Consider the following 20,415-nt stretch of genomic DNA (forward strand, 5'->3'; position numbering starts at 1 on the left):
TGAAATGATATACTCAGCCGCAGAAAGTAACTGAGAGAAGCTGTACATGACTAAAGTTGAAGACCGAATCCTTGTTCAGGAACACCTGGCCCATGCAGCGGAGCCCAAGCCGCTCAGCGCTGATGAGAAGGCGCGGCTTGAATCCCGCATCAAGGCAGTCCTCAAGGAAAAGGACGCCGTGCTTGTGGCGCACTATTACACCGACCCCGACATCCAGCGCCTCGCTGAAGAAACTGGCGGTTGCGTTGCAGACTCGCTAGAAATGGCCCGTTTCGGGAATCAACACCCCGCCTCAACGGTGGTTGTGGCCGGTGTTCGTTTTATGGGTGAAACCGCTAAAATTCTGAACCCTGAAAAACGAGTCCTGATGCCCACTCTGGAGGCGACCTGCTCACTCGATATCGGATGTCCAGCAGATGAATTTCAGGCCTTCTGCGATGAGCACAGTGACCGCACCGTTGTGGTATACGCCAACACTTCAGCGGCTGTAAAGGCCCGCGCAGATTGGGTTGTCACGTCAAGTTGTGCTCAAGCTATTGTTGAAGATCTTGATTCGAGGGGAGAGAAAATACTTTGGGCTCCTGACAAGCATCTTGGACATTACGTGCAGAAAACCACCGGGGCCGACATGTTGCTGTGGGATGGCTCCTGCATAGTGCACGAAGAGTTCAAACACCGCGGCCTGGAAGACCTCAAGGCTCTGTACCCGAACGCTGCCGTTCTGGTTCATCCTGAATCTCCCGATGCGGTTGTGGAAATGGCGGATGTTATTGGCTCAACCTCCCAGTTGATTCACGCCGTGCAAACACTACCCAATCAGGAATTTATCGTTGCTACCGACAACGGCATTTTCTATAAAATGCAGCAACTGGCGCCCAATAAAACTCTGATTGAAGCACCGACAGCAGGCAACGGTGCTACCTGTCGTAGTTGTGCACAGTGCCCGTGGATGGCCATGAACGGCCTGGAAAACCTTCTGAGTGTGATTGAGAAAGGTGATCAGGAAGTGCTGGTGGATGCGGAAATCCGAGAGGCCGCCCTCAAGCCTCTGCGGCGCATGCTCGATTTTACTGCGGGGATGAACCTGAAGGCGGCGGGTAACACCTGATTTTAGTTGTTTCTGCGCGTTTGGAGGCGGTTAGTGATCTCTGCTAGCCGCTCACCCACCACCTGTCTTTGAGCCGAACCGGCAGGCAGTTTCTCTTGAGCTTGCCTTAGCTGTCTCTGGGCAGACTCCAGGTCCCCCATAAGAACATCATATTCTGCCCTTGCGCGGTGAACTCCCACGATGTTCCTCGCCATCCCTTCGGCTTCCGCCAGACGCAACCACAGATATTCCTGCTGGGGCATTCTGCGTGTCAGCTGCTTCAGGTGCTCTGCCGCCTGAGTGCCGTTACCTGCTGCTATTTCCGCATCTGCAAGCGTAGAAGTAATCGGGTAGTTGCCAGGGTTCCTGTTCAAGGCTTCTTTAAGCAGAGATCGCGCGTCATCCAGTTTGTTTTCCTGAATGTATATTTCTGCCAGGGTTACCTGCAACGTTATCCGGCCTGGATTAGAGGTCAGTAGTTCTTTGATGACCTTTTCGGCCTCTTCAGGCTGGTTGTTGCTCAAGTAGGCCACTGCCAGCCCATAACGAACGACTTCATTAGACTCGGCGTTTGGCTTTTTCAGATAGTTTTCGAAGGTGTCGACGGCTATCTCGGGAGAGGCTGCATAGTGAACCTGCAAGCGGCTACGCACCAAGTGATATTCCTGTCCATCCCGAATGGTCTTCTCAGGGTATTGTTCTGCCCGGTTGCGGGTGTCGGCCACCCGGCTTTGGGTGAGGGGGTGAGTCGAGAGATACTCCGGCATGTTGTTTCCCTGCAGCCGGTTCTGACGCATCATGATTTCGAACATTTCAGGCATGCCCCTTGGGTCCATCCCGGCAGTCGCGAGAATGTCCAGCCCCACTCGGTCCGCTTCCTGTTCGTGTGAGCGGCTGTAAGCCAGCATGTTTTGTATCGCCAGTGCCTGTGTGCCGGCAATGGCGGCAATGCCTATATCAGATTGAGTGACTGCAGACAGCACGATGCCGGCAATCATGCCTGCAAGTGTTAAGGGTGCGCTGGTTTCCTGCTGTTCCAGTCGGCGGGCGAAGTGCCTTTGGCTAAGGTGTGCAAGCTCATGAGCAAGCACCGACGCAAACTGCTGCTCTGTCGCTGCATTGAGAAACAATCCGCCATTCACGCCAACGATCCCACCGGGGACTGCGAAAGCGTTGAGGGCTGGGCTGTCGATTAGCGCGAGTGTGATCTCCCGGTTTTCCAAAGGGGCTGAGGGTACCAGTCGGTAAATAATGGCGCTGAGATAGTCGTAAATCAGTGGATCGGTAATGCGCGGCGCAGATCGGCGGATCGACACCATCACCTGCTGGCCAATGTCGCTCTCCTGGTGTCCGGAAATAAGGCCACCGCCGGTTCCTCCAATGTTAGGGAGGCCAGTGTCCTGAGCTTCTGACACCGGGCTTGATGTCAGAAAAAAAGCCAGAATGATCACGATTGCAACCGTGCGGTACCTGCGAAATTCTATTAGAACGTCGTTCATGTAATGCAGTGTGCTCCTGTTTCGAACTGCTACTGTGACAGCATGTTCTGTCAAAAAATCCGGATCTGATGATTAACAGGTATTGTGATGCAATACAGTATCACTGGAGGCATAATGCCGGCTTGTGAATTTCATGTCTTGTGATGGTGCACCTTCTTTATGGCTGATCGTACACTGGATACGTCCGGGCTTCGCTGCCCTATGCCCCTGCTGAAAACAAAGTTGGAGCTCAACGGCATGTCCCCGGGCGAAACGCTTGAGGTCATTGCCACCGATGCGGGCTCCGCTCGCGATATTCCGGCTTTTCTGGAGTTGTCCCGCCACCGTTTGGTGAGTTCCTCGCAAACTGATGGCCATTTCCGCTTTGTGGTAGAGTGCGGCGGTTAATTTTCCGGAGTCCTTGATGTTCAGAATTTTACGCGGTCTTGCGCACAAATACTTTTCAGATGAAGAAGCGGTCATTCTTTTTCTGATTTTGGTCGCGGGTACATTTTTCATTATATGGTTTGGTGCCATGTTGGCACCGGCTATCGCCTCGCTTATCGTGGCGTTTATTCTGCAGGGGCTGGTTACCCGGCTGAACGCTTATGGCGTTCCGGAAGGTTTTGCAATACTGGCGGTGTTTCTGGTGTTCCTCAGCGTACTGGTAGGTTTTATTTTCGGCCTTTTACCGCTGATATGGACCCAGGTCAGCACGCTTGCGGGCGAGGCGCCCCGTATTATTGGGGAGCTGCAGTCGTACCTTGAACTGTTGCCCGAAGAATACCCCCACATGATCTCGGCTGAGGCGGTCCGAAGTCTTTACCAGCAAGTGAATACCGAAGTGGGGCACATGACTCAGTGGTTAGTGTCTTTCTCGCTGTCCAGCATCCCCGATCTGGTCGCGCTGCTCATCTATATGGTGCTGGTGCCGATACTTGTTTTTTTCTTCCTCAAAGACCGGGAAGTACTGCTCGGGGCTATTTCCAGGCTGCTTCCGCCACAGCGCCCGATGATGGTTCAAATCTGGCATGAGGTGAACCTGCAGTGCGCAAATTATGTGCGCGGTAAAGCGGTTGAAATCCTGATCGTTGGCGGTGCAACTTATGTTGCGTTCAAACTCCTTGGCGTACCCTATGCTGCATTGCTGTCGCTTCTGGTGGGGTTGAGTGTTGTAATTCCATACATTGGTGCGGCTGTAGTGACCATTCCGGTAGCCGTAATTGCACTGTTCGCTTTCGGGTGGGGCAGTCATTTTATCTGGGTAATGGTGATTTACGGCGTTATTCAGGCTTTGGACGGTAACGTACTGGTTCCTGTGCTGTTCTCGGAAGTGAACAGTCTGCACCCGGTTGTTATCATTATTTCGGTATTGTTCTTTGGCGGTATTTGGGGGTTGTGGGGTGTTTTCTTTGCCATTCCATTGGCCACCATGTTGAAAGCTGTATTCTTTGCCTGGCCGGTAAAGAAACCCGCTTTCTCAACCAGTTCGGACGAAGTGTAATTTAATTTCCTTGTGTCAGTTCGTGCCCAACATTACCATATTCGTTTTATTCGGATGGAGCTTTTATGATTACGGGTAGCCTTGTCGCACTGGTCACGCCCATGCATCCAAACGGTGACATTCACTGGGAGCATCTGGACCAGTTGGTCGACTTTCATCTGGACAATGGTACCGACGGTATCGTTGCTGTAGGAACCACCGGCGAATCCGCAACGCTCGATCAGCAAGAGCACTGCCGGGTAATTGGTTACATCATCAAGCGCGTTAATGGGCGGATTCCTGTTATCGCCGGCACGGGTGGCAACAGTACGCGCGAAGCCATCTACCTGACAACCGAGGCCCATAAACTGGGTGCGGATGCCTGTCTTCTGGTTGTGCCTTACTACAACAAGCCAACTCAGGAAGGTCTTTACCAGCACTTTAAAGCCATTGCTGAAGCTGTTCCCGGCATGAGCCAGATGCTCTACAACGTACCTGGGCGCACAGCCTGTGACATGTTGAATGAAACAGTTCTGCGCTTGGCTGACATCCCGAACATTGTTGCGATTAAAGATGCCACAGGCAATATTCCCAGGGGTGCGGAGCTGATTGAAGCCCTCAATGGACGCCTGGCCGTGTATTCCGGCGACGACGCTACTGCAGCTGAACTTATTCTCGCCGGCGCGAAGGGTAACGTTTCTGTTACCGCAAACGTAGCCCCAAAAGCCATGGCCGATCTCTGCGCCGCGGCTATTGCGGGCAACCGGGAAGAAACGGAGCGCCTGAACGAACTCTTGATGCCTTTGAATCGCAAACTCTTCCTGGAAGCCAATCCCATTCCCGTGAAATGGGCGCTTCAGCGTATGGGCATGATCGGTGAGGGGATTCGGCTTCCGCTGACTCAGTTCAGCGAGAAATTCCACGGAGAGCTGGAAGAAGCAATGAAAGCTTCGGGTGTTCTCTGAGTTTGCCGATACCACATCTGAAACAGTCCTACACAGAGAGAAGGCCGATGCAGGTTCTTTCAAGAACCCGTAAGTTTGTTTCATCCCGACACTTGGCAGTTGTATCCGGGCTTTTGCTTACTATGGCAACAGCCGGGTGCGGCATTTTGGAAGATCGCTCTGAACGCTACGTACATGAGAAAGAGGGAGAGCCGCTGGCTCTGCCGGAAACCGCGGATCCTTCCCGATTTTCCCAGGTAATGCCCGTCCGGAAAATTGACCCGGCAGATGGCAGCAAACTTTATCCGTCTGATATCCCTCGTCCTCCGGACATGACCTCTGAAATTCTCGAAGAGAACTATGTGGTTGAGGAGCTTGATGGTCGTACATGGTTGCTGGTAAACGATGTGCCTGGGCGAATCTGGCCGGCTGTAACCAGTTATATGAACGAACAAGGTCTTGGTGTTGCCCACGACAGTCCGCAACTGGGCTTGTTGCAGAGCGAATTGGCTAATTACAACGTGCGTGCCCGTGAGTTGCTTGAGCTTCCCGGTGTTGCTGTCGATGAGGCCACGGCCGAGCCCAAAGCAATTCTGCAAGTTCGTATAGCTCCGGGCGTCAGGCGTAAAACCACGGAAATCCAGGTGCGCAAGCTCGTTTCCGGGGAAGGCTTGGAGGAAGGAGCATCCTGGCCAGGAGAGTTGATCCCCTGGAGTGGAATTGCCGAGCCCTCTGAAAATCAGATGGCATTGCAGAAGCGCCTTCTTGCCAATATGGGTGAGTTCCTGCAGGCCCGTGAAGAAAATAAATCCTTCTCGCGCGCAGCGTCCGGCCTGGTTGCCAAGCCACTGGTAAAACTGATATCTGAAAATGAAAAGGCGCAGGCCATTGGCATGGATCTCGACTACGGCCGTGCTTGGGCTGAGGTGAACCGGGCTCTAACTGAATCGGGCATTGCTGTGCTTGACCTCAACCGAAGTGAAGGCTGGCTTTTCGTCGATTTTCGCAGTGCAGATGAGCTCAAAGGTGGGTGGTTTGGCTGGTTCAGCGACAAAGAAACCCCTCGCCATACCCATACGGTGAATCTGGTGGAGCGGGATGCCGAAGTCAGGGTTACTGCTGAAGTTACTGAGGGGTACAGCGGTGATCATAAGCCAGAGGATTTACTGACACAGCTGTTCGAATACCTATACTGATCTAGAAGGGGTGCCTGCAGAGCGCAGGCCTCCGTTTCGGAGACTTACGATGGAAAAACGCGAAGAACTCTACGCAGGCAAAGCCAAATCTGTATTCCGCACTGATGATCCAGAGCGCTTTGTTCTTGTCTTCCGTGACGATACCTCGGCATTTGACGGTGAAAAGAAAGAGCAGCTAAACCGCAAAGGCATGGTGAACAACCGTTTTAACGCGTTCATCATGGACAAACTGGAAGCGGCAGGCGTGCCAACACACCACGAGGGCTTGTTGTCTGCGACGGAATCGCTGGTTAAAAAGCTCGATATGATTCCCGTAGAATGCGTTGTGCGAAACGTATCTGCAGGCAGCCTTTGCCGCCGTTTGGGGGTAGAAGAAGGGCTGGAGCTTAACCCGCCAACCTATGAGCTGTTTCTGAAAAATGACGCTCTGCACGATCCCATGGTAAACGAGTCGCTGGCTGTCAGTTTTAATTGGGCGACCGAGGCCGAACTCGCACGCATGAAAGAGTTAACCTACAAGGTAAACGGCGTGCTGAAAAACCTGTTTGATGAAGCCGGAATGCTGCTGGTGGACTACAAGCTGGAATTCGGCCGCAGTGGCGGTGAAATTGTGCTGGGTGACGAGTTCAGCCCGGATGGCTGCAGGATCTGGGATAAGGAAACCCGCAAAAAGATGGACAAGGATCGCTTCCGGCAGGGGCTGGGCAACGTGATTGAAACCTACGAAGAAGTTGGTCGTCGCATCGGTATTAACTTCGACTGATTTTTAACCAGATATTCAAACAGATAATAATGACACAGGTGCACCATGCGTAAACTCACACTTGCATTAGGCAGTTCTTTAATCCTGGCCACCCCTCTGGCTCAAGCTGACATGTTGGGTCTTGGTGCTAGTGTGGGTTACTGGGATACCGACGTGTCAGGAAAGGTTTCCACAGGCAGCGATTCGGTTGATGTACATGACCAGCTGCGACTGAAGGACGACGGAAACACCGATGCCAGCATCTATTTTGAGCATCCGGTACCCCTGCTGCCGAACGTTCGTCTGGCCTATACGCTGATCCAGCAAAGTGGTAATGGCACACTTACCAGCGACTATGGCAGTGTTGCCATTGGCAATGTCTACTCCGAACTAGACCTTGAGCAACTCGATCTCACTCTGTATTACGAAATTCTCGATAACTGGGTGAATCTTGATCTAGGACTAACCGTGCGCGACTTCTCAGGAGAACTTTTAGTTACTCAAACTGGCAGCTCGCCACAGCAAACCAAAGCCGATGCTGTATTGCCCTTAGGCTATATCGCTGCCCGCTTTGATTTGCCTTTGACCGGCGTAGCCGTTGGCGCTGAAGGTAATTTCATCGCTTTTGACGGTGATTCAATTCGCGATTTCAACGTTTATGGTCAGTACAGCATTTCTCTGCTGCAACTGCGCGCAGGCTATCGCCAGATTGCAGTTGATTATGAAGATCGAAGCGACGTATTCGATGTGAAAATCGATGGCCCCTTCTTCAGCGCAGGCGTTACTTTCTGAGCGTGTTAAACGCCGGTTAGCCGGTTTAAAAGGAGCGAAAGACTTGAAGATTCTGGTAACGGGCACCGCGGGATTTATCGGAGCGCAGTTGGCGCACCGGCTACTTGAGCGCGGAGACGAGGTGATCGGCGTTGACAGCGTTAACGACTATTACGATGTAAACCTCAAGGAAGCCCGGCTTGCACGCCTGACCGGACACCCTGGCTTCACAGAAGTGCGCCAGGATGTGGCAGATCGCGCTGTGATGGCGGATATCTTCGCAAAGCATCGCCCTGAACGAGTGGTTCACCTGGCTGCCCAAGCAGGTGTGCGCTACTCAATCGAAAACCCTAATGCCTATGTGGATGCCAACCTGGTTGGCTTTATGAATATCCTGGAAGGCTGTCGCCATAATCAGGTGAAACACCTGGTATACGCGTCCAGCAGCTCAGTGTATGGCGCTAACGAAGCCATGCCTTTCTCGGTTCACGATAACGTTGATCATCCTCTGAGCCTGTATGCTGCATCGAAAAAAGCCAATGAGTTGATGGCTCACACCTACAGCCACCTTTATAAGTTACCAGCCACTGGTCTTCGATTCTTCACCGTCTATGGCCCTTGGGGCCGACCGGATATGGCGTTGTTTATCTTCACCAAGAAGATTCTTGCGGGAGAGCCTATCGATGTGTTCAACCATGGCCATCACAAGCGTGACTTCACATATATAGACGATATTGTAGAGGGTGTTATCCGCACTCTTGATCAGGTGGCACAGCCCAATGATCAGTGGAGTGGGGCAGCGCCCGATCCAAGCTCCAGCAAGGCCCCGTATCGCATCTACAATATCGGCAGTAATAACCCGGTCGAACTGTCCCGCTTCATAGAAATTATCGAAGAGAGGACCGGCAAGAAGGCAATAAAAAACCTTCTGCCCATGCAGCCGGGTGATGTGCCTGCCACCTACGCCAATGTGGATGACCTGATCAGTGACGTAGGCTACAAGCCATCTACGGATGTAGAAGAAGGTATAGCCAAGTTTGTTGACTGGTATCGCGAGTTCTACAAGGTTTAGCTGTAAACTGGTTGCTATCAGTTCACCGGAGGAATCATCACCACATTCTCCGGGTTCAGTGCCCCTCTTTGCATGTCATTCACTATTGCGCTGAGGGGGTAGGCCTCTACCGTAAAATTCCCCGCGGTATTTGGCGCCTGTTTTGCAAGTTCGTCGAGCGCTGCTTCTATTCTATGAATCTCCAAGAATAACGGGGCAGCGAGGGTTCCATCAGATTGCTTCAAGGTCAATACTTCGCCAGAGTTTTTGTGCTTGGCAATAAAAACCGGCACCTCTGAAAAGTTTTGGTTGGCACTCAGGCGCTTGGCCGCTGCCAGTTGTGTCGGGTTGGCAATCAAGCCATATTTCAGACCTTTGGTTTTTTTGCTTAGCTCCCCGCTGTACAAAACCCCCAGTTCTGCTCGTTCAACATTCAAGCCTGTTGCGCCTTCATGTTCAAGCTCCGTTTTGGCTATTTTGGCCTCTTGTGAGTACAGAAAAACCGGAGAAAAGTCTGCCTGCTGTTGGGCACCGATTGAAGGTGCCGAACCTGAAGCCGTAGCCACGAAATAGACAGGCACCGCATTGAGTGCCTTGATAACGGCCGACTGGTCGGAGGTTTGCGCCTGTGTGGTCATAGGCAACAGTATGCATAGGCAAGCCAGGAGGCTCCGGCGCATCGTGGTGGTATAAAAGTCCTTTGGCCCATTTAGTGACATCCCATTATCCTCGACTGGTTTATGGCGGAATATATTCTACATGTTTTATAGCAGCGAATTTCCTCTGCTGAAAGCTGGCAGGGATTGAAGTATTGAATTGTGACGATATTTTTTACAACTTGTTAACACAGCGCCTAAAGTTGCTTTATGTAACATGGCGTAACGCTCGGTTAATAAACGATAATGCAGGGTTTGGCCCGCCAATTGCTTGTTAATTGCAGGGCTGATCACGGATCGGTGCTAAAAATAAAACAGGGATTTATCGAGGGGAATGAGATGAAAACCACAAAGTTATTAAAAGGTGTTGTGATTTCTGCACTCTTTGCAGCAACTCAAGCAATTGCTGCTCCAGTAGCCGTAGATCTGGAGTTGGTCTTGGCTGTGGATGTATCTGGTAGTGTCAGTACTGGAGAATATAACGGTCAAAGAAATGGTTATGTTGCTGCTTTCAAAGATGCTGCAGTGCAAGGTGCAATGTTTGACACTGACGGCGGCAACCGTATAGGTAAAATTGCGGTGACCTATGTTGAGTGGGATCACGGTCAGGAAACTCAGATTGGTTGGACGCTGATTAGCAATGCAACGGAAGCTGTGAACTTCGCTGATGCAATCGCTGCTGCCACACGTTCAGGAAGCGGCTCAACAGGAATCGGTTCTGCAGTTGATTATTCAACCGGACTGTTCAGCTTTAATGATCCAACTAACGCGGCATTTGCGGGCGCTCGTCAGGTAATCGATGTGTCCGGTGATGGCACAGCAAATACAGGCACTAATCCCGTGACAGCCAGAAATAATGCACTGGCTGCGGGTGTGGATGCTATCAACGGTATTGCTATTGGTAGTGAATCACTCCGTCAGTACTATGAAAACAATGTGATTGGTGGAACTGGAGCCTTTGCGCTGCTGGCAACGAACTTTGAGGAATCCTTCACCGCTGGCATCAAGAAAAAGCTGTTCTACGAGATCTCAGGAACCACTCCAGTTCCTGAGCCCGCTACTCTTGGTCTGCTCGGCTTGGGTATGATGGGTCTGTTCCTGCGCCGCCGGAGAATGGCCGCTTAAGGATTAAGGATCTGCTATAAAAAACCGCTGCGAACGTTAAGTTCCAGCGGTTTTGTCAATTTTCTCTTGGCACCTTTTTTATCGGCAACCAGAATATCAGGCAGGTTGTCCGAAACGCTCTTCCAGCCAGGCATTAATGTCTGAGGACTCGTACATCCATCGTTCGCTTCCATCCTCATTTTCAATTCGCAAGCAAGGTACTTTTACACTACCACCACCTTGTTCCAGATCGGCTCGGTGGGTTTCGTTGTGCTGTGCATCCCGCTTTTCAATATTCAGATTCAGTTGTGCTATCTGCTTGCGAACCTTGACGCAGAAAGGGCAGGTCTTGAACTGATATAGTGCCAATTTTTCACACGCCGCATCCACTTTGTTTTGTTCTTCGGGGCTGCGTTCTATAGGCTTCCCTCCGCCGAGCTTTTCACTCAGCAGCACAAATGGCGTCAGAATAAGACGTAAGGTCCGAAAAAAATAACGGATAACCAGTCGCATTAAATAAATCCCTAAATTGGTATATGAAATTCAGTGGGCAGTATAAAGCAAAACAGGTATGGTTTCGGGTAAACAGCCTGTATACGTCAGTTTAATAAGGAACTGAAAATGAAGTCGATCTCCTTGTGGGACTTGCCCACGCGACTCTTCCACTGGCTTCTGGTGGCTGCGGTTACCGGTTCATTGGTAACAGTCAAACTTGGTGGTACCTGGATGCTCTGGCATGAACGCTTTGGCATTACCATTGTGGGCCTGATCAGCTTTCGTTTGATGTGGGGGGTTCTAGGCTCCACTTACGCGCGTTTTTTGCAGTTTATTCCGGGGCCTTCGGCAATTGAGGCATATCTGAAAGGTGAGTGGCGAGGACTGGGGCACAATCCGTTGGGAGCACTCTCGGTTCTGGCCATGCTAGGGCTAGTCGGCTTTCAGGCAGTTACAGGGCTGTTTTCGACAGATGCCATTGCGTTTAACGGGCCTCTTTACCGCGCGGTATCAGCTGACTGGAATGACACAATTACCTCTTGGCACAAGTTCTCGGAGTGGTTTATTTACGGCCTGATAGGTCTGCATATTGCTAGCGTTCTTTTTTATACCCTGATTAAAAAAGATAACCTGATTACTCCGATGGTTACCGGGCGTAAAAAAGTAAGCGAGGAGTGCGTTTACAAGAGGACAGGCGGTGGCCTGATAGCATTCGTGATCGCGTTAGCGGTGGCTGTATTTGCTGTATGGGTAGCAACAGGCGGGCTTTTGTCGCCCCCTCCACCGCCAGCACCCGATCTGGGTTGGTAGGCGACAGTGAAGGAGGCTTTACAGGCAGGGCTTAGTCAGCACGGAACTCGTCGTGGCAAGCCTTGCAAGACTTTCCTACCTCGCTGAACTGAGCAGCGAGAGCGCCCTTACCGCCACCATTCGCTGCAACTTCCTGCAGCTTGGTCGCTGCCTGGGCAAAGCCAATAGCAACCTCACGAGCTTTTTCGGGCTTGTCAAAGAACACAGGCTTTAACCTTGTGTTGTCATTTTTGTCATTGGCGGTGCCTGGGCCAAAGAGCGCACCCAAACCAGAGTTGGCCACCGAAGCAATCGCATTCGCCGCTGCAAGAATTTGCTGCTCGTTATAGGCTACACTTCCGTCAATTACCTGAGCCTTGATTTTTCCCATATTCCACGCCGCAAACGTAAATGCGCTCTGGCGTGTTTCAATCTGGTCTTCAACATCGAGCTGAGCACTAGCGGGTGCTGATACGGCAGCACTCATTGCCAAGGCTACAAAAAATCGTGATATACGCATGGTTGGTTCTCTTATTGTGTAAGGTGCTGTGGCTTGGTCGATGTAATGATTCCATAGATACGGCCAAATTTATACCTCAATTCCGCAACCTCTGAAGCCCCGAATTCTGCCTGCCGGCATCTATGGAATCTGCTCACAGGGAAGGGAACGGAAAGATGGTGGCATTATCATTGCCGGTCAAGCGGGTGCCAGAGGTATAGCTGGTGGGATCGTAATCGTGTAACCCTGAAACAAAAAAAGCCACTTGGCTCGCGCCTGAGTGACTTTTTTGCAAAATTGGTAGGACCACCCAGATTCGAACTGGGGACCTCTACCATGTCAAGGTAGCGCTCTAACCAACTGAGCTATGGTCCTGTATTCTGCAACGGGGCGAAATATACTGACTCCAGAGATTTTGGTCAACCTCTTTTATCCTGTTTCACTTTTTCTCAGCGAGGCCCTAAGAGCTCTACTCAAAGCACTCCAGCGGTTAACGATCAATGCTGCGAAGATTAATCCACAACCGGCCAATTGCATGGGCGCCATGGTTTCACCAAACCAGCCTGCCGCAAACAGTGACACCCATACAGGCTCCAAGACCAGAATAACGGCTCCGTGGCTATGGGTAGACAGGCTTTGGGCATAGGTTTGCACAAGGAAGCGCCCGGCGGTTCCAACAATCGCACTCGCGAGTACCCACCAGATCAGAAGCGGAGGCGGGTTGCTGAAGGTTGGCTGCCAAGGCTCCATCAGTAAGGATTCAATCAGGGTTAGCAAACCAACGGTAAGCAGTGCGATGGCTGTCAAAGGTAGGGCAGGGATACGACGCCTCTCAACGGATTCGCCCTTACGGTTAATTGTTGTGCGTTGATTTGCCGCGCGGGTGTTGAGCGTGAAATACAGGGCAAAAATGGTTGCTGCCACAACAAAAAATATCTGTCCGGCTTCTGGCTTAAATCCGTTTTTAAGGGACAGCAAAGCCAGCCCTGCTATGGCAACAGGAATGGCCAGCCAGGTGCTCGCAGGTTGGGCCTCTTTGAAAACCAGCCGTGCAATAATCGGTACGATTACCACGCCAAGGCTTGTTAAAAACGCTCCTTCACCCATGCTGGTGCCGTGAAAGAGGCCCATGACCCAGAAGCTCATTGCAACGCCAAATACCAGGCCAACACCAATTCCGCGTTTGAACTGGTCACTGCTGAGACGTACCAGGCTGGGCCATGCGAAGAGAGCCAGAAAGCCACCTGCAACCAGAAAACGCAGCGCCATAAATAGCAGCGGTGGCATGAGTAGAATGGCTTCTTTGGAAAAAATCCAGCTTACGGCGGCAAGGAGGGTAACGGCGACGAGGAGCAAATCCGATTTGTACGAGTCAGACATGGTGTAGGGAGGCACCAGAGTTAGAAAGTGTTATTGCCTGGCAATGTATAGTTTGCGAAGTAAAAAAGAAAGTGGGCTCGTCCCTGAGCTCGGTGAAACCGCTAAAGCCAATGGCTGTTAGTTGTTAAGCGTAGTGTAAACAAGTGCAGACATATCCGTTTGATCCGAGCCTGGCACCTCTATGTACTGGTCTTTGGACCCCCACAGTTTCCACCATGGGCGTTTACCGTAGGTTCTGCTGGCAAAATCCACCTGTAGGCCATTTAGAGTTGTGTTATTCACGACTGGAACCGAGATGTTTCCGGTTTCAGAACCCAGCACACCACTATGGCTCACTCCCTCATTCATAAGCACCGGGTAGTGGTTGTAGAAAAGGCCGGCAGGGCCATTCTGGTTGCCGACTTTACCTGCAAGGCTGAGATTGCCAGAGCAGGAATCGATACCCTGCGCAGAGGTGGCGCCGCAGGCTGAATGGGTTGGGACAACGCCATCGTCAGTGCCGGCGATGAATGGTTTGGTAATACCGCCGTAGGATGAGCCACCTGCGACGAACCTCAGCCTTGGGATAGAATTTGGGCTTAGAGCCAGGTTTCTGGCGGTATTGGTTTGCAGATCATTGACTACCCCCAGTTTTCCGGGCTCTGGCTCTATTCCTGTGAACGCCTGTACCGCAGCGCGTAAAGGCCAGTTATACCAAGTGGGGTTATACGCGAGGTTTACAGCCAAGTTAGCCAACTCGGTACCACCACCTGCACCAGAGTAATCTATGGAGGCAAGAATTTTCAGCGGGGGCAAACCTTCGTTCTGCAACCAGCGTGCCTGATTCTCAAGCAGGTAGCGTGTCACCAAATCGCCGGTTGAGTGCGAAACGATTATGCAAAAATTACTGCACAATCATACTGCTGGTGAGAGCCGCAGCTAGCGTAATTTTACAGGCATTTCGGGTCATTTTTGTTTTCATGATTGCTCCGTTTGCTTGGTTATTATTTTTTTTGCTAACTCAGAACTTGTCAGCCAGCTGTTTTAGCAACGCTGCGCGCTGTTCTGATTCGGGGTTTGCCGCTGGGGTGTCCTGAAGGTCATCAAGATCTGGCGGCTCAAAGTCGAATCCTTCACTCGGACCGTAGGCATAATGGGTGCGGTCACCGGGTTTCGCCGGCAGTTGCCGTATCTGCAAATTTCGCAGTTGGAGTTTTGCATCGAATGATTTGTTGGCAAGTACAGTGCCGTGAGCTCTCAGCAGGATAGTGTCTGATGTGCGGTCGAGGCGTTTCTCGGCTTGAAGCTGTGCGATTGGTTGTTGGCCGTTGTAGAGCTGTGCAGACAACGCAAAGAAACCAGAATCTTGTGGCGAGAATGTTACTGGAATGACAAGGTTGTTGTTACTCACGTAGGTGTCGTCAAGCCCTTCAAAGTCTCCCAGGTAAGGCTCGATAGTAAGGCTGGAAACGTGTCTGACAGGCTTGCCATCCACTGTTGCCTCAACAACAAGCCGGTAGTCTCCGGGCTGTTGGTCGGAGTTCAGGCTGCCTTGGTAATACCCTGTTTGGGTATCCTGTTCCAGATTTGTGCTTGTGGCCGAGTCTCTGGATTCTGGGCGCTCCAAGCTTGCCTGAAGCAAGGGCCCCATCACCTGTGGACCCTGCAATGAGGCGACAACAAGTATGTCTTCACCCCGGGTAAAACGGAATTTTTCGAGGGTGACAGTAAACTGGCCGCTGTTTTCAAGCGGCAGCACCACTGGCTCGTAATGGTTCCCGCGGTATCCCTTAGCCTGGGCTTCAGTTAACGGCACGGACCAAGAGGGATAACGCACAGACTGAGCATACTCATTCGCTACTTTTGCCAACATGAACCCGACAGGATTGTCTGAGGGTGGTTGTGTCCGGGAGGCGGCCGGTGTTGCGGAGGCTAATGTAGCGGGGGCAGAGCCGGGAGTTTTGTTTTGGCCTTTGTTCCCTGGAGCCATCGACTCCCAGCTAAAAGCGAAGCGGTTTTCTTCCGACAGCAGGTAGCCAGTGCCAATCACTGTGCAGGCAGCAACTAATAGACTGATTGCGAGCGCTTTCGGGAGCATTCATCTGACCTTTTCAGTTATTGGGTTGTCCGTCAAGTGCGGTGTCGTTTAGTCCATACCGGCCAAAATATAGTCAAAATGAGGCGCCCCGTCCCAAATTAGTGTAACGCGCCGCACAAAAACACCAAAAGCACCCGGAACCATTAATTTCCTATAAAGTTATATGTGCGTTACATTTCGTGATTAACTTATTTTTCGAACAATCGTGCAGAGGCGAATACCATGCGTTACCTGCAGACATTCAATAGTCGGTTGCGGCAAATACGTGAGGCAGGGCGTCTATCGAGCAAGGACGTAGCAGAGATCTGCGGCGTTGAAGAAGCCAAGGTTGTAAGTTGGGAAGCGTCGGATGCGAGACAGCGTACCTATCCGGATGTATCCGCACTATTGGATTTCTGCATAAAGACCGAAACGCCTTTGGAAGACATGCTGGATCTTACCGAGCCAGGGGGCGGCGGCCAGCTTGAATTGCCAGGACTCGCTTTCAGCAACAGTGATGACCTGTCAACGGCACTGAAAGAGCTTGAGCAGGAAATAGACAGGATTCAGTTGTCGGATGAGGAGGGTGAACTGCTGCGCCGATTCCGCAAGACGACTGCGGAGAACCGGCGCATGATTCTGCAGATTCTGGGCGCCTGAGCGCCCAGAAATAGCACGTGGGTTTTAACCCCATTACTGCTTTTTGTAAATGTTCTCGTAAACGTAGTTGGTCGCTTCTACAAACCCGTCGATACTGCCGCAATCAAAGCGCTGGCCTTTAAATTTGTAGGCCAGAACGCACCCGTTTTTCGCTTGCTCAAGCAGCGCATCGGTTATCTGGATCTCACCGTTTTTACCTGCAGGGGTACGCTCCAGAATATCGAAAATATCCGGTGTGAGAATATAACGACCGATGATCGCCAGATTGCTTGGGGCATCTTCCGGAGCAGGTTTTTCAACCATGTCTGTAACGCGATACAGACCATCTTTCATGGACTCGCCCGCAATAACACCGTACTTGTGGGTTTCGTCCTCAGGAACTTCTTCAATGGCGACAATGGAGCAGCGGAACTGGTTATAAAGTTTAACCATTTGTGCCAATACGCCGTCTTCGCCTTCACCCGGGCCAACGCAAAAGTCATCTGCAAGTACTACTGCAAACGGATTGTCGCCCACAAGGTTACGGCCACTAAGAATGGCATGGCCCAGCCCCTTCATCTCAATTTGGCGAGTAAAAGCGAAGGTGTTGTTGTCAATCAGTTCCCGAATGGATGACAACAAGCCTTCTTTTCCTGAGCCGGCAATCTGGTGCTCAAGCTCGTAGCTTATGTCGAAATGATCTTCGATTGCCCGCTTGCCGCGACCGGTCACAAAACCGAATTCATGAATGCCGGCTTCAGAGGCCTCCTCAACACCGTACTGCACCAGAGGTTTGTTCACTATCGGCAGAATTTCTTTGGGCATCGCCTTGGTGGCAGGCAGGAAGCGGGTACCGTAACCGGCAACCGGGAAGAGGCATTTTTTGATCATTTGGGATTTTTCCTTTGGTCGGGATTTGTAGCGTTTCCATGATTTTGGAGAGTTTACCAAGTTATTTGCCGGAATGGAGAGAGCAAAGAGGAATCATTACATTCTGTAATCGCCTGTACAGGTAGGGCACTTTATAGAGACCTGGCGCTGGTGTTTAATTAATTACTTCTAAATGTCGCTATAACCTACTGTTTTAATGATTATTAAAATTGTAAGTTTTGGAAATCGGCACTGGATTATCCGATCTCGGTTTTTTAGAGTAACAGGGCGAATCTGTAAGGATCGTCATTCTGACTTTTCACTTCAATGAGGCACAGCGTGAGACCCATCCTGCTGACAACCCTGATATTTGGCCTTTTTGCCGGCCAGGCATCAGCTACCAGTGCCAAGTCTCGGGCCGAGTCGCCGTTGTGGGATCTGTATCCGGCCGACCTTCTGCAGTCTGTGACCCAATATGTAGCTTCGCATGTTGAGCTTTCCGGTGACTCCACCCAGAACAACGATAGAGCGGATGGCCGGCTTAACCTGACCAGCAACAGCCTGATCTGGTCTCAGCACGTTCTTGGTCTTGATTTTAGTGACTCAGTGGCAAGAGAGGGAAGTGCAGAATCGACGACACTGGCGCTACGTTATTCGTTTCCATTGGCGGGCAGTCACTTCCAGGTTGATCTTGAGAATCGGGACTATGCTGGCGCGGTGAACGGTTCCGGCCAGCGTTACGATACTTACGGTGAGCGGCGCAACCTAAAAGTAACCGGTAAACGGGCGCTTTGGACATGGCAAGGGATCGAGGTTGGCAGTCTGTTTTCCTACACCAGTAGCAGAAGTAGTGCCTTCGAAGACGAGATATGGCTTGAGGATGCCTCGCACCAGCTTTCCAGCTTTGGGCTGCAAGGAAGCGCCTCACAAGAGTTGATGGGCGGCTTTTATGCCACAACATCACTGACCGCCATTGGCGGGGTGGATTCAGAAGAAACAATACGTGCGGAGGGCTACAATAGTGATTCTGAGGGCTTCCATAAATTGGCGGTGGAAGCTTCTCTCAGTCGGGAGGTTTTGAGCTGGAACCTTGGCCTTAACGGTCGATATCAATTCGCGCCCGAAGACTTGCCATCCTCCGAGTATATGGTCGTTGCAGGGCCAAGCCTGATGCGCGGGTTTAACGGCCAGACCCTGCGGGTTGTCGAGGGCGGCTTGCTTCAGATGAATGCTCGTAGTCCCGGCTATCACTGGCCTTTTGGATCCGAGCTTAATTCATCCATCACACTTTCCCTGTTACAAGGCTGGGCACCCTATTCGGAGGCGCAGTCTGACCGGTTTGGCAGCACCAGTTCTGGCGAAATCTCTTTCCAGCTCTATTCCAGAGATTTCCGTGCAGACTTGAGCGTCGGGCAAATGCTTAATGCCTCCAATACTGCACTCCTCATGCCTACAAGCCCGGATCTCTCTTTTTCCATTTCAGTCGGTATCTGACTACCCCCTTACCAAGATGTCACTTGAAGCCTGCCGTGTAGCTGGTGCTACATTGATAAGCTGGCTTACAAGGAGTTCTGGCATGACTGGATCACGGCGAACCGGGTTTCTATCTTCCCTTGCGATTTTAATGGTGCTCTCCGGCAACACTCTGGCGTTCGGATTCAAAGATGTCTCAGACAAAGCCCAAACCCTGGCCCATGAAAAATACGAGCAGCCAGCGCAAGCACCAGACTTCCTCGCTAACCTTGGTTATTCAGATTACCAATCTATCCGGTTCAAGCCTGAGCAAAGCCTTTGGCGCTCAGGCAAGTCGCGCTTTCAAGTGATGATGATCCCCCAAGGCAGCTTCTATTCCCACGCTGTCAAATTGAACATCATCGATAGTGAAGGCGTGCATCCCGTCGGGTTTGATAAAACCCGGTTTGATTATCCCAATCCTGAAATGGCCAAACGTATTCCGGCTGATCTGGGCTATGCCGGGTTCAAGTTAACCTACCCTTTGTCAGATAAAGGCACACAAAACCAGTTTCTGGTGTTTGGTGGCGCGAGCTACTTCCGTGGTGTTGGTGCAAATCAGAACTTCGGACTTTCAGGGCGGGGCATAGCCGTCGATACAGGCCTGCCATCCGGCGAGCAATTCCCCTCGTTCACCGAATTCTGGATGGAGCGGCCCAACGCAGACAGCGATGTAATGGTGGTGTATGGCCTGCTTGATGGCGCCAGCCTCACCGGCGCATACCGGTTTGAAATCCATCCAGGGAAAAGCACCCGAATGGACGTGACCGCACAACTGTTCTTCCGGAGTGATATTGAGCAACTTGGCCAGGCACCGCTCACGTCCATGTTTTTCTATGGTGATAACACCTTGAGGCCAAGGGGAGAGTGGCGACCTCAGGTGCATGACTCGGATGGTTTGTTGATCAATGATGGCAAAACCGGCGAGTGGCTCTGGCGCCCGCTGGTCAACCCGGCAGATCTGCAGTTGAGCTATCACCATGTAGAAGACGTCAAAGGCTTTGGTTTGATCCAGCGTGACCGTCAATTTGATGATTTTCAGGATAACGAAGCTCGTTATGATCGCCGGCCAAGCATGTGGGTAGAGGCTGGCGGCAAAAACAGGGAAGGTTGGGGAAAGGGCGAGGTAGTGCTCGTTGAAATTCCCTCCGGTGCGGAATCAAACGACAACATTGTTGCCTTCTTCAAACCAGCGGATAAGGTGATGGGTAACCAAAGCCGCCGTCTGCAATATTCAGTAAGCTTTGGCGAGCCAGGTATCACTGAACAACCCAATGCGCGTGCGCTACGTACTTTTGTCGGCACTGACAATGCTGGGGGTAACTCTGGTGAAGCCTTGCGTCTGATTGTGGATTTCGAAGGCGGTGAACTTTCAGAGCTGCCCCCGGATGCCGCCGTTGTAAGTCATGTGACGGGTGGCGAAGGTGTGGAGGTGATGGAGCATTTTGTTGAGTACATCGAAACCACTGACGTTTGGCGCCTGTCGATTCTTGCAAAGCCACCCACAGAAAAGCCGCTTACGCTCAGGGGCACCCTTAATAAAGACGGCAAAGCCATTACCGAAACCTGGACATATTTGCTCGGACCAAAAACAGATCTGCGGGGCGTCTCATCATAGGTCACGGGTAGCCAGAACAGACAGTCACTAACGGGCAAGGAGACA

The 20,415-nt window shown here is 51.6% G+C and carries 20 protein-coding genes, 1 tRNA gene and 1 pseudogene; 13 read left to right on the plus strand and 9 right to left on the minus strand.

The window, feature by feature from the left end:
- Positions 1-46: 46 nt before the first annotated feature.
- Complete coding sequence (nadA, locus tag RKA07_RS07135) at positions 47-1,108, plus strand: quinolinate synthase NadA (protein ID WP_310965960.1); 1,062 nt, start codon at positions 47-49, stop codon at positions 1,106-1,108.
- 2 nt (positions 1,109-1,110) lie between these two features.
- Here nadA and RKA07_RS07140 read toward each other — a convergent pair whose 3' ends face one another.
- Positions 1,111-2,586, minus strand: a complete 1,476-nt coding sequence (locus RKA07_RS07140) for a M48 family metalloprotease (protein WP_200200876.1) — start codon at positions 2,584-2,586, stop codon at positions 1,111-1,113.
- Between the two features lie 159 nt (positions 2,587-2,745).
- On the opposite strand from RKA07_RS07140, the gene RKA07_RS07145 reads away from it, so the two are divergent.
- The 7 genes from RKA07_RS07145 to RKA07_RS07175 all read left to right on the plus strand — a co-directional run bounded on the left by RKA07_RS07145 (position 2,746) and on the right by RKA07_RS07175 (position 8,773).
- A complete protein-coding gene (locus RKA07_RS07145; RefSeq protein ID WP_200200875.1) occupies positions 2,746-2,973 on the plus strand; it encodes a sulfurtransferase TusA family protein in 228 nt (75 codons plus the stop codon).
- 16 nt (positions 2,974-2,989) lie between these two features.
- Entirely contained in the window at positions 2,990-4,069 is a 1,080-nt protein-coding gene (locus RKA07_RS07150; protein ID WP_310965961.1) for an AI-2E family transporter, read from the plus strand.
- Positions 4,070-4,134: 65 nt separating this feature from the next.
- Positions 4,135-5,013 (plus strand): 4-hydroxy-tetrahydrodipicolinate synthase, encoded by an 879-nt coding sequence (gene dapA / locus RKA07_RS07155; protein WP_310965962.1) that lies wholly within the window; start codon positions 4,135-4,137, stop codon positions 5,011-5,013.
- 47 nt (positions 5,014-5,060) lie between these two features.
- A complete protein-coding gene (gene bamC / locus RKA07_RS07160) occupies positions 5,061-6,188 on the plus strand; it encodes an NlpB/DapX family lipoprotein (protein WP_310965963.1) in 1,128 nt (375 codons plus the stop codon).
- 49 nt (positions 6,189-6,237) lie between these two features.
- Positions 6,238-6,951, plus strand: a complete 714-nt coding sequence (gene purC / locus RKA07_RS07165) for a phosphoribosylaminoimidazolesuccinocarboxamide synthase (RefSeq protein ID WP_310965964.1) — start codon at positions 6,238-6,240, stop codon at positions 6,949-6,951.
- Between the two features lie 45 nt (positions 6,952-6,996).
- Entirely contained in the window at positions 6,997-7,722 is a 726-nt protein-coding gene (locus RKA07_RS07170) for a TIGR04219 family outer membrane beta-barrel protein (protein WP_310965965.1), read from the plus strand.
- A gap of 43 nt (positions 7,723-7,765) precedes the next feature.
- On the plus strand, positions 7,766-8,773 hold the full coding sequence (locus RKA07_RS07175; protein WP_310965966.1) for an NAD-dependent epimerase: 1,008 nt from the start codon (positions 7,766-7,768) through the stop codon (positions 8,771-8,773).
- Positions 8,774-8,790: 17 nt separating this feature from the next.
- On the opposite strand, the gene RKA07_RS07180 is transcribed toward RKA07_RS07175, so the two are convergent.
- Positions 8,791-9,471, minus strand: a complete 681-nt coding sequence (locus RKA07_RS07180) for a Tic22 family protein (RefSeq protein ID WP_310965967.1) — start codon at positions 9,469-9,471, stop codon at positions 8,791-8,793.
- Positions 9,472-9,747: 276 nt separating this feature from the next.
- On the opposite strand from RKA07_RS07180, the gene RKA07_RS07185 reads away from it, so the two are divergent.
- Positions 9,748-10,533: a DUF1194 domain-containing protein gene (locus RKA07_RS07185; RefSeq protein WP_310965968.1), complete on the plus strand. Its 786-nt coding sequence runs from the start codon at positions 9,748-9,750 to the stop codon at positions 10,531-10,533.
- Between the two features lie 96 nt (positions 10,534-10,629).
- Here the strand turns inward: RKA07_RS07185 and RKA07_RS07190 are convergent, their stop codons facing one another.
- On the minus strand, positions 10,630-11,025 hold the full coding sequence (locus RKA07_RS07190) for a glutaredoxin family protein (protein WP_310965969.1): 396 nt from the start codon (positions 11,023-11,025) through the stop codon (positions 10,630-10,632).
- Between the two features lie 108 nt (positions 11,026-11,133).
- Here RKA07_RS07190 and RKA07_RS07195 point away from each other — a divergent pair, with 108 nt between their 5' ends.
- Positions 11,134-11,817 carry a cytochrome b/b6 domain-containing protein gene (locus RKA07_RS07195; RefSeq protein ID WP_200200867.1) on the plus strand — a complete coding sequence of 228 codons (684 nt, stop codon included), beginning with the start codon at positions 11,134-11,136 and terminating at the stop codon, positions 11,815-11,817.
- A 31-nt stretch (positions 11,818-11,848) separates the two neighbouring features.
- On the opposite strand, the gene RKA07_RS07200 is transcribed toward RKA07_RS07195, so the two are convergent.
- From RKA07_RS07200 to RKA07_RS07220, 5 genes and pseudogenes are all read right to left on the minus strand, one after another.
- Entirely contained in the window at positions 11,849-12,316 is a 468-nt protein-coding gene (locus RKA07_RS07200; RefSeq protein WP_227714595.1) for a c-type cytochrome, read from the minus strand.
- A gap of 277 nt (positions 12,317-12,593) precedes the next feature.
- Positions 12,594-12,670, minus strand: a tRNA-Val gene (locus RKA07_RS07205).
- A 54-nt stretch (positions 12,671-12,724) separates the two neighbouring features.
- On the minus strand, positions 12,725-13,675 hold the full coding sequence (locus RKA07_RS07210; protein WP_310965970.1) for a DMT family transporter: 951 nt from the start codon (positions 13,673-13,675) through the stop codon (positions 12,725-12,727).
- Between the two features lie 117 nt (positions 13,676-13,792).
- Positions 13,793-14,569 (minus strand): annotated as a pseudogene (locus RKA07_RS07215) (hypothetical protein); the annotation flags it as partial.
- A 106-nt stretch (positions 14,570-14,675) separates the two neighbouring features.
- Positions 14,676-15,752 (minus strand): hypothetical protein, encoded by a 1,077-nt coding sequence (locus RKA07_RS07220; protein WP_200369445.1) that lies wholly within the window; start codon positions 15,750-15,752, stop codon positions 14,676-14,678.
- Between the two features lie 222 nt (positions 15,753-15,974).
- Between RKA07_RS07220 and RKA07_RS07225 the strand changes: the two genes are divergently transcribed.
- Positions 15,975-16,391, plus strand: a complete 417-nt coding sequence (locus RKA07_RS07225; RefSeq protein WP_200200863.1) for a helix-turn-helix domain-containing protein — start codon at positions 15,975-15,977, stop codon at positions 16,389-16,391.
- A gap of 33 nt (positions 16,392-16,424) precedes the next feature.
- Here the strand turns inward: RKA07_RS07225 and galU are convergent, their stop codons facing one another.
- Positions 16,425-17,261 (minus strand): UTP--glucose-1-phosphate uridylyltransferase GalU, encoded by an 837-nt coding sequence (gene galU, locus RKA07_RS07230; RefSeq protein WP_200200862.1) that lies wholly within the window; start codon positions 17,259-17,261, stop codon positions 16,425-16,427.
- Between the two features lie 318 nt (positions 17,262-17,579).
- Here galU and RKA07_RS07235 point away from each other — a divergent pair, with 318 nt between their 5' ends.
- Both RKA07_RS07235 and RKA07_RS07240 read left to right on the plus strand, forming a co-directional pair.
- Positions 17,580-18,734 carry a ShlB/FhaC/HecB family hemolysin secretion/activation protein gene (locus RKA07_RS07235; protein WP_310965972.1) on the plus strand — a complete coding sequence of 385 codons (1,155 nt, stop codon included), beginning with the start codon at positions 17,580-17,582 and terminating at the stop codon, positions 18,732-18,734.
- Between the two features lie 82 nt (positions 18,735-18,816).
- On the plus strand, positions 18,817-20,370 hold the full coding sequence (locus tag RKA07_RS07240; RefSeq protein WP_310965973.1) for a glucan biosynthesis protein G: 1,554 nt from the start codon (positions 18,817-18,819) through the stop codon (positions 20,368-20,370).
- Positions 20,371-20,415: the final 45 nt, after the last annotated feature.

Source organism: Marinobacter xiaoshiensis (assembly GCF_031631795.1).
Classification (GTDB): Bacteria; Pseudomonadota; Gammaproteobacteria; order Pseudomonadales; family Oleiphilaceae; genus Marinobacter; species Marinobacter xiaoshiensis.